Source organism: Streptomyces mayteni (genome assembly GCF_054783955.1).
In genome coordinates this window covers 129,106-141,276 of the sequence record NZ_BAAGPR010000003.1, presented here as the reverse complement: position 1 = coordinate 141,276, position 12,171 = coordinate 129,106, and the positions used below count along the sequence as shown (strand labels likewise).

Genomic DNA, 12,171 nt, shown 5'->3' with positions numbered 1-12,171 from the left:
TCGATGGTGGGAGGGAAGTCTCGGTAGGTGAGGGTGCCGAGAGCCGGCGTCAGCAGGCCGGCGACGGTCCCTCGCCGTGAGGGCCTGCTGGCGCGGCGCGGAATTCCCTGGGGGCTCAGCGTGCCTCGCCCTTCTGTGACCGTGAGGTGTGGCGCAGCCACCGGACTTCCTCCCGCGGCTGCCAGAACTCCGCGGTCTCCTGACGAGACTGGCGCGATGTGCGGTGGCAGCCGACGTGACCTCGGCCCAGGAGGCGGACGCAGAAGAGGTGGGAGGCGGTGACGGCGGCCACCGCGAGCACCGGCGGCAGGATTGTCCCGTTCACCGCGTCACCCGCTCGGCCGGTGCGGGGAGATCGTTGGCGACCCGGGTGCGCAGATCGGCGATCTCCTGGCGCAGGGCCTCGACTTCCCGCTCGCGTGCCTCCGGGCCGGGGTCAGGGATGATGCCGGGCGCGCCGTCCACCTGCTGGCCGCCGCGCATCATGAACCACATCATGGCGCCCATGCCGATGGGGCAGGCCAGAAGGACCAGCGCGTAGAAGACGTCACTCACCGGAATTCTCCTTCACCAACGGGTGCGGGAACAGGGCAACGCCGCCCCGGGCTCGGCTTCCCCGACACCCTAGCTCCTATGCAACTTAGTTCCTAAGTTTGATAGGAGCTAGGGTTTGTCCCGACCCACCGCCGCGTGCTGGACCGCGTCGCCGGTCCGCAGTCCCTGGAAAGGCACTCCCTTGTCCGTCGACGTCAGTCAGGTGGTCGGCTCCGGCTCCCTGCTCCTGGCCGCCCCCATCGCCCTGACCGCGGGCGCGATCACCGTCGCCTCGCCCTGCTGCCTGCCCCTGGTCCCCGGCTACCTCTCGTACACCACGGGCATGACGGCAGCCGACGCCCACGAGGCACACACCGCCCAGGGGCATCGGGGCAGGCGACGAGCCCTGCTGGGCACCGCCCTGTTCGTCCTCGGATTCGCCGCCGTCTTCACCGCCTACGGCGCGTTCTTCGGCTCCCTCAGCACGGTCCTGTTCAGAAACCAGGACGTGGTGATCCGGGTGCTGGGAGTGCTCACGATCATCCTTGGCCTGGTGTTCATGGGCGTCCTGGAACGGCTCCCCCTGGTCTCCCGCACCTTCCGGCCCCGCTTCACCCCGCGCGCCGGCCTGGCGGGCGCGCCCCTGCTCGGGGTGATGTTCGGCATTGGCTGGACGCCGTGCATCGGCCCCACCCTCGCCGCGGTCCTCTCCCTGTCCATGACCACCGGTTCCGCCGGGCGAGGCGCGTTCCTGGCCTTCCTGTACGCCGTGGGCGTCGGCATCCCGTTCCTGCTGTTCACCCTGGCCCTGGGGAAGTCCCTGCGCGCCGTCTCCTTCGCGCGACGCAACGCCCGGCACATGATGACCCTGGGCGGCGCGCTCCTGGTGGCCGTCGGCGTGGCCCAGCTCACCGGCGTGTGGGCCAGGCTGATCTACGAGATGCAGGTCTGGGCCAGCAACTACCAGCTCCCCCTGTGAGACCCTCCCAGCCGCCACCGGCCGGCAGATCTCCTAAGTGGGTTAGGTTATAGCAGGCCCGTTCACGGTCAGCCCGACCCCACCAGGACACCTCCTCGTCCTCCGCATCAAGGATTCCGCCCCGATGAAAACCCGCGCCTCCATCACCGCCACCGCCGGCGTCGGCCTGCTCGCGGCCGCACTGACCGCCTGCACGAGTGGCGGTGACACCGACTCCTCCGCAGCGGACTCGTCGCACGACGAGGGACCGGCCGTCAGCCACATCCACGGGCTCGGTATCGACCCGGCCGACGGCGCGCTCTACGTCGCCACCCACGAGGGCGTCGTCACGGTGGACGACGAGGGCGCGGCGCGGCGGGTCAGCGACCAGGCCGACTACATGGGCTTCACCGTCGCCGGCCCCGGAACCTTCCTCGGCAGCGGCCACCCGGCCCCGGACAGCGACGAACCTGCCAACCGCGGCCTGATCCGGTCCACCGACGCGGGACAGAGCTGGGAGACGCTCTCCCTCGCCGGCGAGGTCGACTTCCACGCCCTCGAATACACGGGCGACACCATCTACGGCTACGACAGCACCAACGGCCTCCTGCGCGTCAGCACGGACGGCGGTACAGAATGGGACGACCGCGCCCAACTCGCCGCCGCGGACATCACCGTCAACCCCGACGAGCCCGACGTCGTGCTGGCCACCACCGAGAACGGCATCGCCACCAGTACCGACGGAGGCGAGACCTTCGACACCACCCCGACCGACGCCCTGATCGCCCACGTGTCCTGGGCCGCCCCCGACGCCCTCTACGGGATTGATCTCGACGGCGTCCTGCTGCGCAGCGCGGACGACGGAGCCACCTGGGAGGAAACCGGCACCGTTCCCGGCGGTCAGCCCCAGGCCCTCACCGCTCTCGACGCCGACCACGTCCTCGCCGCCACCATGGACGGCGTCTACGAATCCCAGGACGGCGGCGCGACATTCACCCAGCGCCTGCCCCTCACGGCCACCTGACGCCGAACGCCCGGCATCACCGGCCCGCCCGGGTCCCGACCACCCCGGCGGGCCGGAAGCGCGTTGGCCTCGGCGTCAGCCGTCCCGCACGGCCCTCCGGGGCAACGCACCGTCGCGCACCGGACATGCGGCCCCGGGCACTGCCTGCGGCGTTGGGCACGCTCAGCACCGAGCGGCGGCTCCGAGCGGCGCTCAAGGCAAGGATGCGCAGGCCGTCCTGGCCCGACCAGGTCAGAGCCGTTAGGGGGTGGGTTTGGTGCTTCTCCGCCAGTTGGCGGCGTTCCTCTCGTACCGACTGGAGTGCGCTGACGGTTTCGGCCTTCACGCGCTTCAGTTCGTTCTCCAGGTGGGTCGATCGAGCATCCTGGTTCTCGAGGAAGGTGTCCTCGTCGGCGACGACCTCTTCGATGTGGAGCGCGAAGGCCCTGACGCGCCCTTCGTCGTGTTCGCTGGTGGGGAAGGGCAGCACGGTCAGCTTGCCTCCCGGTGACCTGAGGTACAGGTAGCACGTGCCGGGGGCGTGGCCTTCGAGACTGGTCTGTAGGCCGTGGAGAGGGATCGGTTCGCCCGGCTCGTCGTCTCGCGACACCACCAGGGCGTGCTCGTGCAGGACCAGCGGGCCCAGGCTGTCGAGCCGCTTCGCGCTCTTCCTCCTCGCCGAGTACGCCGGCATCGTCGTCGTATCGGCGCTCACCGCCGTGCTGTTCCTCGGCGGTTGGCACGGGCCGATGTCCGACCAACTCGGTTGGCTGTGGATGCTGTTGAAGACCGGCGCGCTGAGCTTCCTCGTCATCTGGGCCCGCGTCGCCTGGCCCCGGCTGCGCGCCGACCAGATCCAGAAGTTCGCCCACAACTCAGAGGACCGTCAATTCCCCAGCGCTTCGAAAACCACGGCCGCGGCGGAGGATACCAACTCCCACAATTCGACAACGCGGGACAGGACATCAGGGACACCGAGTGGGGCACGGTACAATCCGCCGACAACCCGAACTGGGGCGGCGAGCGCATCGTGACCGGCTCGGACGGGTCGGCCTACTACTCTCCGACCCACTACCAGACCTGGATCGTGATAGAGGCCGGGCGATGACGAACGACTCCTGGTGGACCCCACACCCTCCCCGACTGCACGTCGCGAGCGCCGAGGACCCGATACAGGTCACCCACTCACTCCCACCAAGCGGGACCACCTACGTGGCACGACTCAACGGACAGTCCATGCCCGACGTCGACGACGTCTTCACCCAATTCTGGGAGCACTTCAAGCTCCCCAGTTACTTCGGCTGGAACTGGGACGCCCTGAGCGATTGTCTGCGAGATCTCCAATGGTTGCAGGCGGAACGCTATCTGGTGGTGATCGAACAGACAGAGCAGGTGCTCTCCAGGACCCCAGAGGAACGGGGAATCCTTTTCCGCGTGCTGACGAGGGCTACCGAGCATTGGGCCAACGCGCCGGCGAAAGACGGCGTCGGCATTCCCTTCAACGTCATCCTGCTCACCGCCGCAGAACACGCATCCGCGCTCCGCCACGAGGTCTCCGCCCCTACCTCGCCATAGGAACGCCGCCCCTACGGCCGCGACCGAACGCGATCCGATACGCGTGCCGGGCACGTCCGACTGGTCGTCGACACGGCGGCTGTGTCACGAGGCCCACATCGATCCACACCGGTGGCGCGCCGCCTGGCAGCGGCGGCATGGCCCCACAGACCGCGACCGAGCGCGCCGGCCACAACGTCACGGTGCTGCTCCGCGTCTACACCAAATACGTCAAGGACACCGACGACGCCGAAAACGCCAAGATCGCCTTCCGACTCGCGGTCTGACACCGAGCGATCCCGGCCCGTTTCTGTCCACACATCCCCCACACGCACCGGTCAGCACGCGGAATCGGGTGAGACAGAACGAAACAGAAGGCGCAATCCACACAGTGGGGCCGCCGAAGCAAGAAGAACGACCCCTGACCGCGTTGCCGCAGGTCAGAGGCCGTATCGCTGGGGTGGCGGCGCCAGGGTTCGAACCTGGGTAGGCTGAGCCGGCAGATTTACAGTGGGCTCAGCCTCACTCAGCCACACCGCCTCTGACCTGTGTCTTTCCCGCCTCGAACGGCCAAGCCCGCATCTTGGGGAACACCTGGGGGACGAATTGCGATCGCCCCCTGGGGAGGCTCCAACTCATCGCCTCCCAGCTCCCCTCCCTGTTTCCCGCCCGGTTGGCCCATACCGACAGCAACTCCGCCGAGTGGGCACATGAGCCCGGCTGTGCACTTTCGCTCCCGGGCCGCACATTGCGGAGGAGTCACGCCGGGTTGACCTTTGGTAACCCAGCAGGCAGCCTCTGAGCTGCGGCACACGAAGCCGCGCCCAGGGGGAGGTATCGCTTGGCCTTCAAGCCGACGGATGAACAGCAGGCAGCACGGGAGGTGTTCGCCGCCGGCCGGGACTTGGCGCTCGTGGCTGGAGCAGGAACCGGCAAGACATCCACCCTCATGCTGATGGGAGCCTCCACCAGGAAGCGTGGCCTGTATGTGGCCTTCAACCGGGCCATCGCCGACGACGCTCGCAGCCGCTTCGGCTCCAACGTCGACTGCCGAACCGCCCACTCCCTCGCGTTCACCACGGTCGGGCACAGCTACCGGGAGCGCCTGAATGCCTCGGCCCGCATCCCCGCCAAGGAGACCGCGCGGCTGCTCGGCATAGTCCGAGATCTCGACGTGGACTCCCGCCGCATCACCCGCACTCACCAGGCACGGCTGGTGATGGACATGATCCGCCGGTTCTGTCACAACACCGACCGCGAGGTTGTGGCCCGACACCTGGATCGGGTCAACGGTCTTGACTACCAGGCGCAGGAGTACGTCGCCCGCACACTGCTGCCGTACGCGGCCAGGGCATGGCAGGACATCCGGTCCCTCGACGGCAGGCTCCGCTTCGAGCACGACCACTACATGAAGATGTGGGCGCTGACGGAACCCGACCTGCAGGCAGACTTCGTACTCCTCGACGAGGCCCAGGACACCAACCCGGTACTGGAGGAGGTCTTCCTCGCCCAGGACGCGCAGCGCGTCTGCGTAGGCGACCCGGCCCAGCAGATCTACGCGTGGCGATCGGCCCGCGACGTGATGACGGGCTTCCCCGCCGAGCACCTCCATCTGACGCAGTCCTTCCGATTCGGTCCGGGGATCGCGCAGGTCGCCAACCGGTGGCTGGGCCACGCCGACTCGGAGATGCGGCTGACTGGATGCGGTCCGACCGGCTCCCGCGTCGGCCCCTCCCAGGACTTCGACGCGGTGCTGTGCCGGGGCAACGCCGACGCGATGCAGGAGATCCTCGCCTACCTCGAGCAGGGCACCCCCGTGGCCCTCACTGGCGGGGGCACCGCGTTAGAACGCATAGCCAAGGCCGCGCAGGAGCTGAAGGCCGGGAAGCGCACCAGCCACCGCGAGCTGTTCCTGTTCACCTCCTGGGGAGAGGTGCAGGAGTACGTCGAACAGGACAAGGCCGGCCAGGACCTGAAGTCCATCGTAAAGCTGGTGGACAAGTACAGCCCCGACACCATCATCCACGCGGTAAGCCGCCTGACGGACGAGGAAAAGGCGAAGGTCACCGTGTCCACCGCCCACAAGGCCAAAGGACGTGAGTGGGAACGTGTGCGCATCGGCGAGGGCTTCGCGTCACCGTCCGTGGATGACGAAGGTATGCAGCGGCCACTTCACGTCGCGGAAGCCCGCCTGATCTACGTGGCGGTCACGCGAGCCCAGCGGCTACTCGATCCCCAGGGCGTCGCCTGGATCGACGCGTACGAGAAGGCCAAGACCCGGGCGGCGAACGAGGGAACAGCGGCCGGACGTCCGATGACCGAGCTGAGTCTGACCCGCCAGCTGCGGTATACCGGCTCACCGATGTCGACCTTCCTGGCGGAACACCTCCCCCACAGCCAGACACTGGTCCGTGACTACCAACGGCGCATCGCCGGACTCCCCCACCCCGTCCAGCCCATCGACGCACAGCACCCCAACTGGTCCGCCCTCGGACACGCCATCGACTTCCGGCTCAGGCTCTCACTCGGCTGCCGGCTGGGCCAGGCCGTGACACACGGTGTGCACGCCCTCGGTCACGCCACGCCCCTCCCAGGGGTACCGCGACCGGAGGCCAGAGCCGCGCTCCACACGGCCGGCCGGGAACTGCTGGCCACCGTAGACGCCCACCTGGTTGGCTCCCGGTCCCTGGCTGAGGAGGACCTGGGCAGGCTGTGCTTCGTCGCCGCCTTCTACGAGGACATCTACCGCACGGGCGAAGTCCGCCGGTTCAGCATGCTTGCCGACGCCACGCCCACCACGAGCCTCGACGAGCTCACCGCAAGCGTCCCCGTCTACGCCGTCGACGACATCGGCCAGCAGATGGAACTCGCGGAAGATCCCTTCGCTGGCTTCCGCGCGCTCCCGCCCCAAGACCGGATCTGCGGACCGGTGTTCACCGGAAGCCAGGACCTCGGCGGCGCCGACGCGGACTTCATCCTCGGTGGCCTGCTGCTGGACTGCAAAGCGACCACCCGACCACGCCGCCTGGGCACCGAGGAGATCTACCAGCTCGCCGGCTACCTCCTCCTCGACTACGACGACCGATTCGGCATCAACCAGGTGGGCCTGTACCTCTCACGGCAGGGCTCGCTGATCACCTGGCATGTCCAGGAGTTCCTGCAACGCCTCGGAGCGGCCCGTCCGCTCACCGAGCTGCGTGCAAGGCTCAGAGGTCACCTGCGCCACGCGCAGGCACAGCAAGCCGAGCAACCCGACCGAGCGTTCGTCCCTCTGTCGCCGATGAAGAGCATCGACGCCGCTACACAAGCAGGATGGCGGAGACCGTGATCCACCTGAGCCCGTCAAGCGAAAGCGCACGATGAACGCTGTCGTCGTGGAAGGCAGCGAGCCGAAACCGGTGTACTCCGCTGCCGGAGACAACAGTTGCCGCGGTGCCACGGCACGCCCATCCCAGCGGCGCCCGAAAGCCCGGAGTTCTCCTCCTTCGCCCATGAGTCTGACGGGACTGGTGTAAGCATGCGTGGTATGGACGACAGGACTGACCTGGACAAGAAGATCGAGGCGTTCGACCGGCTGGCCTTACGCGAGGCTGTAGCCGCGGCAGAGCACGACCGGCAGCGGGTGCTCACCGAGTTCCCGCGCCAGGACTGGCCCGAGCTCCCCTTGGAGCGCTATGCCTTGGGCTTGGACCAAGTCGACGGCGTCGGCCGCCCGTTCTGCTGGCTCTTGGAGTTCGGCACGCAAGCTATCGGCAGCATCCGTGGCGGCAGCGCGGCCAAGCACATCATCTACCTCCACCACAGTGGAGAGTGGCGGCTCCCCAGGCCGTTACGTGCCACCAACCCGCGGGATGCCTGGCACAGGGTCAGGCGCGACTTCGTGGAGGCCTTCGAGGCCGTCGAGGCAGGCGACTTCCGTCGCATCGACGACCTCGACACCCTGGTCTACGGGCAGGCGCTCGTCACCAAGACGCTGGCGACCTACTTCCCGGCCGCCTTCCTGCCGATCTTCTCCGCCGAGCACGTCCGGCACTTCACCGAGCTGCTTGGCGGCGACTCCTACCGAACCTATGGCGGAGTGCGCACCTGGCAGGCGAATCGTCAACTGTTCGACCTGGTCAGGCAGCGTCCGGCGTTTGCCGGCTGGCAGCCGCACGAGGTGATGCGGTTTCTCTACCAGAACTACAACCCACGCCCGCGGCAGCGCGCGGTCTGGAAGATCGCCCCGGGGGAACGCGGTCGCTTGTGGGAGGAGTGCCGCGATCAGCAGTTCATCCGCGTCGGGTGGGACGAGGTCGGCGACCTGAGCCAGTACGAGAGCGACGCGGAGCTCAAGTCGACACTGGACGTCCACTCGCCGGGCTCGAAAGGAGGCAACCTACGACTCGCTCGCCAACTGCTGGCCTTCCGGGATCTCACGGACGGCGACCTCGTCGTCGCCAACCGAGGCAAGTCCGAAGTACTCGCGCTCGGGACCGTCACCGGCGGCTACGCCTACGACGAGACGCTGGCCGAGTACCGGCACACGGTCGGCGTCAGCTGGGACGAGTCCTACGCGCAGACCTTCGCAGCCCCGGAGAACGCTTGGCAGCAGACCTTCGCGCGGGTTCCCGAGAAGCTGCTCCGTCGTATCCAGGAGGGACGCACACAGGCGTCGCCGGCCGTAGGTGAGCCCGTGGTCCAGCTCCCCGCTCCCGTGCAGCACGCCATCGACCTGTTGGAGCGCAAGGGGCAGATCATCCTGCACGGCCCACCCGGCACCGGGAAGACACGGTTGGCGCTCAGCATCGCCCTCGCGCTGACCGGCCGCGCCGCCGCGATCGAAGCGCCCGCGCCGGAGCGCGCGGCAGCCGTGGCCGATCTCCTCAACGCCCCGGAAGAGCAGCAGGGTGTACCACCGGTCACCATGGTGACATTCCACCCCTCCTACGGCTACGAGGACTTCGTCGAGGGCTTCAAGCCCGCCCCGGCGGCGGAGGGCCCCGGGCTGAACCTCCTGCTACAGAACGGCATCTTCGTCCGGATCTGCGAGGCCGCGGCCAAGGAACCGGACACCACCTTCCTGTTGCTCGTCGACGAGATCAACCGTGGCGACCTGGCCAGGATCTTCGGCGAGCTGGTCACGGTGCTGGAAATCGACAAGCGTGGCCTCCCCATCCGGTTGCCGATCAGCGGGAAGCAACTCGTGGCGCCGCCCAACGTGCGACTGATCGGCACCATGAACACCGCCGACCGCAGCATCGGCCATCTCGACGCGGCGATCAGGCGCCGCTTCGGGTTCATCGAGGTCCCACCCGACCTCGACGCGGTGGACGGCCTGGTCGGGGCCCTCGACCTGGCCGCGTTCCTCTCGGTGCTGAACACGAGGCTGGTCGCCGAGTTCGGTCCCGACCATCGCATCGGCCACGCGTGTCTGATGCGGGACGACCAGCCCCTGGGCACGGAGGAGGAGGTGGCGGCAGTCTTCTACCACGAGATCGTGCCGCAGATCGAGGACTACGCGGCCGGCCGCGTCGAGCCAATGTGCTCCGTGCTCGGCGGGCTCGCCGATCCTGAGTCGGGCCAGGTCGCCCGCATGAGCCCGGCAGACCTCAGCAAGAAGCTCGCCGACGAGTTCGCCGCCTCCAACGAGGTCCTCGATGACTGACACGACCACTCCGGGCAGGCGACCACAGCGGGAAGCCATCGTCGTACCGGAGCACCAGTCGGCGCATGTGGACCGTGGCCAGGTCACCACCGCCGACATCGAACGGCTGCGGCGGCTACGGGACCAACGCCGCATCGGGCTGCAGAAGACCACCTCGGGCTGGACGATCTCGGCTCGCGCCACCATCGGCGTCCTCGTGCTCGACCGGGTGCGGCTGGTCCTGGAGCCCAAGGTCGAGATTCCCGGTGAGCAGCTCATCACCTGGCTCTGCTACGCGACCAGCACGCCGGTACCGCACGAACCGACGCTCCGGAGATGGCTGATCGGCGCCGCCGGCTATGCCTCCATCGGGGTGGCCGCCCTGTTGGCCGAGTGTCAGAAACTCCTCCGTGAGGGGCTGCGTCTCGACTACCGCCCGGTGACACGGGTCGAGCCGCACCTACGCGGCAAACTCGACGTCCGGGCCCAGGTGACCCGCGGCTACGGAAAGGTGCACGAGCTGCACCTGCGGACCTTCGAACGAACCCCCCGCATCTGGGAGAACCTCATCTGCGCTGCCGCGCTGGACGCGGCCCTCAAGCGCACCGATGACAAGAAACTGGCCGACATGCTGGCAGGCACAGCGAAGTACTTCCCCCCGCCACCCCCGGCGGGCGACGCGCTCCGGATGCTTGCTGGTGCCCGCTACAACCGTCTGAACCACCGCTACCGCGTCGCCCACACCTGGGCTCGGCTGACCCTGAACGAGGGAGGCGTCACCAACCTGCTCACCGAGCGCGGACTGGCCGCCGACAGCATGCTGCTCAACATGAACGTGCTGTGGGAACGGGTGGTCCGGCAGATGGCACACGACACGGCCGCCGAGTTCGGCGGCGCCTGCGTGGGAACGAAAACCGAGCCCGGCATCAGGACCTCGGGTGACATCGGCACGCCGGACAAGCCGTTCGTCCCCGATGTTCTGGTACGCCTGCCCGGCGCGCCACCCCTCTTCCTGCCCATCGACGCGAAGTACAAGAAGTACGCCGGAGAGCGGGTAAGTGCCACCGACCGGCATCAGCTCCTCACCTATATCGCCGGATACACCGCTCCGGACTCACCGCTCGCAGCCGTCGTCCATCCCGCTCCCGAAGGAGAGACCGGACGCACGCTCACCATCACCGGTCCCCGCGGCATCCGACTCGGGCGAATCGAACTCCTTGGTCTTGACACCCGTCTGCCGCCCCGCCAGGCAGCGGAGCCGTTGCGCACGCTCATGTCCCACCTGGCCACGGACGCCGCCTCCTGAGGGGACGCGACGCCGAGGCGCGGACGCGGCACAGCCGGGGTTTCAGCTCCTGGCGAGCGAGACCCAGCGGACGGACTGCGCGAGGACCTTCGTGGCGTTCTCCTCGTCCGCACCACGCGCGGCAAGCGTGGCCACCGCCAGCCGCGGCGGCAGGGCGTCGCCGAACTTGAGGCCGTGGACGGCGCGTTCGTCGACCTCGGGTAGGCAAAGACCCGCCCGGGCGTCGGTGAGCGCGGCCTTCCAGTCCTCGACGGTGAGATCGTCACGGAGCCGGATCCACTGGTCGTCGACACGCCGGTGCGGGATCACTACGGACGGCAACGAGGCTGCCAGGGTGGCGTTGGCCCGGTGACCCGCCCACGTCCACCAGCGGACGTCCCCGCCGGTGACGCGGGTGACCACCGTCCCGGCCGGATGGACGGTGCCCAGGAGCCTGTCGCGCGCCTCGGCCAGTCTGGCCGTGGCCCGCCCGGTCAGCCGGCCCGGCGGCTTCTCGCCCAGCAGCACGTCCCGGACAGCGCTGGCGAGGATGAAAGAACGCACACGCTCCGCGCCGAACCCGCTCCAGCGGGCACGGCCGCCGTCGTCGGCCGGCTCCACGAAGCAACGCCTGCGGCTCCAGTCGATGTAGGTCACCAGCCAGCTACGCCCCGCGAGCAACAGTTTGCGCGGCCCGGCAATCTCCTCGGTGAGCAGGTCAGGGTCGGTGCGACCGACCTCGGTGCGCCCTCGGTGGGCTGCTCCAGGAGAGCGGCTACGGCGAGGCCTGGGCCAATGCTCGCGAGGCCACGCTGAGCAAGGAGGAAGCCGCGTCCCCGCTCGCGCGCAGGCCCTACGACCTGCGTCATGCCGGGGTCTCCTTCTGGCTGAGTTCCGGCGTCGATCCCGCGGAGTGCGCGCGGAGGGCGGGGCACAGCCTCGCGGTGCTGTTCCGTGTCTACGCCAAGGTCCTCGCGCAGAACGAGGAGCGTTCCAACCGGCGCATCGAAGCCGCGATGCGCGAGTGGGACGAGGCCGAGGAGTAGCCTCAGCGCCCCTTCCCCTGGGGAACACCTGGGGAAGAGAAACTGACTAGGGGTGGGAAAGGCCAGAGACAGAGCGCGCCATAAGCCGCGTTTCGATTCTCGTTCGATGGCGGCGTTTTGGGGCAACGAAACAGCCCCCCGCCCAGCGTTTTGGCTGGTCAGAGG

11 protein-coding genes, 1 tRNA gene and 2 pseudogenes are annotated in these 12,171 nt (G+C 68.5%); 9 read left to right on the top strand and 5 right to left on the bottom strand.

Going from position 1 to position 12,171, the window contains the following annotated elements; genetic code table 11:
- Window positions 1–115: 115 nt before the first annotated feature.
- On the bottom strand, window positions 116–325 hold the full coding sequence (locus ACYVPE_RS02615) for a hypothetical protein (protein ID WP_461031697.1): 210 nt from the start codon (window positions 323–325) through the stop codon (window positions 116–118).
- On the bottom strand, window positions 322–555 hold the full coding sequence (locus ACYVPE_RS02610; protein ID WP_461031696.1) for a coiled-coil domain-containing protein: 234 nt from the start codon (window positions 553–555) through the stop codon (window positions 322–324). The genes ACYVPE_RS02615 and ACYVPE_RS02610 overlap by 4 nt, the downstream gene beginning before the upstream one ends.
- Before the next feature lie 181 nt (window positions 556–736).
- Here ACYVPE_RS02610 and ACYVPE_RS02605 point away from each other — a divergent pair, with 181 nt between their 5' ends.
- Together ACYVPE_RS02605 and ACYVPE_RS02600 are read left to right on the top strand one after the other, a co-directional pair.
- Complete coding sequence (locus ACYVPE_RS02605) at window positions 737–1,513, top strand: cytochrome c biogenesis CcdA family protein (RefSeq protein ID WP_461031695.1); 777 nt, start codon at window positions 737–739, stop codon at window positions 1,511–1,513.
- Between the two features lie 124 nt (window positions 1,514–1,637).
- A complete protein-coding gene (locus ACYVPE_RS02600) occupies window positions 1,638–2,516 on the top strand; it encodes a F510_1955 family glycosylhydrolase (protein WP_461031694.1) in 879 nt (292 codons plus the stop codon).
- A gap of 16 nt (window positions 2,517–2,532) precedes the next feature.
- Here the strand turns inward: ACYVPE_RS02600 and ACYVPE_RS02595 are convergent, their stop codons facing one another.
- Window positions 2,533–2,985 (bottom strand): hypothetical protein, encoded by a 453-nt coding sequence (locus ACYVPE_RS02595; RefSeq protein WP_461031693.1) that lies wholly within the window; start codon window positions 2,983–2,985, stop codon window positions 2,533–2,535.
- A gap of 166 nt (window positions 2,986–3,151) precedes the next feature.
- On the opposite strand from ACYVPE_RS02595, the pseudogene ACYVPE_RS02590 reads away from it, so the two are divergent.
- From ACYVPE_RS02590 to ACYVPE_RS02580, 3 genes and pseudogenes are all read left to right on the top strand, one after another.
- A pseudogene (locus tag ACYVPE_RS02590) lies at window positions 3,152–3,364 on the top strand (NADH-quinone oxidoreductase subunit H); the annotation flags it as partial.
- Window positions 3,365–3,599: 235 nt separating this feature from the next.
- Window positions 3,600–4,070 (top strand): barstar family protein, encoded by a 471-nt coding sequence (locus tag ACYVPE_RS02585; RefSeq protein ID WP_461031692.1) that lies wholly within the window; start codon window positions 3,600–3,602, stop codon window positions 4,068–4,070.
- A 137-nt stretch (window positions 4,071–4,207) separates the two neighbouring features.
- Window positions 4,208–4,336 (top strand): hypothetical protein, encoded by a 129-nt coding sequence (locus ACYVPE_RS02580; protein ID WP_461031691.1) that lies wholly within the window; start codon window positions 4,208–4,210, stop codon window positions 4,334–4,336.
- A gap of 174 nt (window positions 4,337–4,510) precedes the next feature.
- Here the strand turns inward: ACYVPE_RS02580 and ACYVPE_RS02575 are convergent.
- A tRNA-OTHER gene (locus ACYVPE_RS02575) sits at window positions 4,511–4,589 on the bottom strand.
- A gap of 301 nt (window positions 4,590–4,890) precedes the next feature.
- On the opposite strand from ACYVPE_RS02575, the gene ACYVPE_RS02570 reads away from it, so the two are divergent.
- The 3 genes from ACYVPE_RS02570 to ACYVPE_RS02560 all read left to right on the top strand — a co-directional run bounded on the left by ACYVPE_RS02570 (window position 4,891) and on the right by ACYVPE_RS02560 (window position 10,981).
- The gene (locus ACYVPE_RS02570; protein ID WP_461031690.1) at window positions 4,891–7,377 is read left to right on the top strand and encodes a UvrD-helicase domain-containing protein; all 2,487 of its coding nucleotides are present in this window, start codon (window positions 4,891–4,893) and stop codon (window positions 7,375–7,377) included.
- A 198-nt stretch (window positions 7,378–7,575) separates the two neighbouring features.
- On the top strand, window positions 7,576–9,696 hold the full coding sequence (locus tag ACYVPE_RS02565; protein ID WP_461031689.1) for an McrB family protein: 2,121 nt from the start codon (window positions 7,576–7,578) through the stop codon (window positions 9,694–9,696).
- Window positions 9,689–10,981, top strand: a complete 1,293-nt coding sequence (locus ACYVPE_RS02560; protein WP_461031688.1) for an McrC family protein — start codon at window positions 9,689–9,691, stop codon at window positions 10,979–10,981. Before ACYVPE_RS02565 ends, ACYVPE_RS02560 begins: the two co-directional genes overlap by 8 nt.
- 42 nt (window positions 10,982–11,023) lie before the next feature.
- On the opposite strand, the gene ACYVPE_RS02555 is transcribed toward ACYVPE_RS02560, so the two are convergent.
- The gene (locus ACYVPE_RS02555; RefSeq protein WP_461031687.1) at window positions 11,024–11,617 is read right to left on the bottom strand and encodes a hypothetical protein; all 594 of its coding nucleotides are present in this window, start codon (window positions 11,615–11,617) and stop codon (window positions 11,024–11,026) included.
- 95 nt (window positions 11,618–11,712) lie between these two features.
- Between ACYVPE_RS02555 and ACYVPE_RS02550 the strand changes: the two are divergent.
- Window positions 11,713–12,006: pseudogene (locus ACYVPE_RS02550) on the top strand (site-specific integrase); the annotation flags it as partial.
- Between the last annotated feature and the right edge of the window lie 165 nt (window positions 12,007–12,171).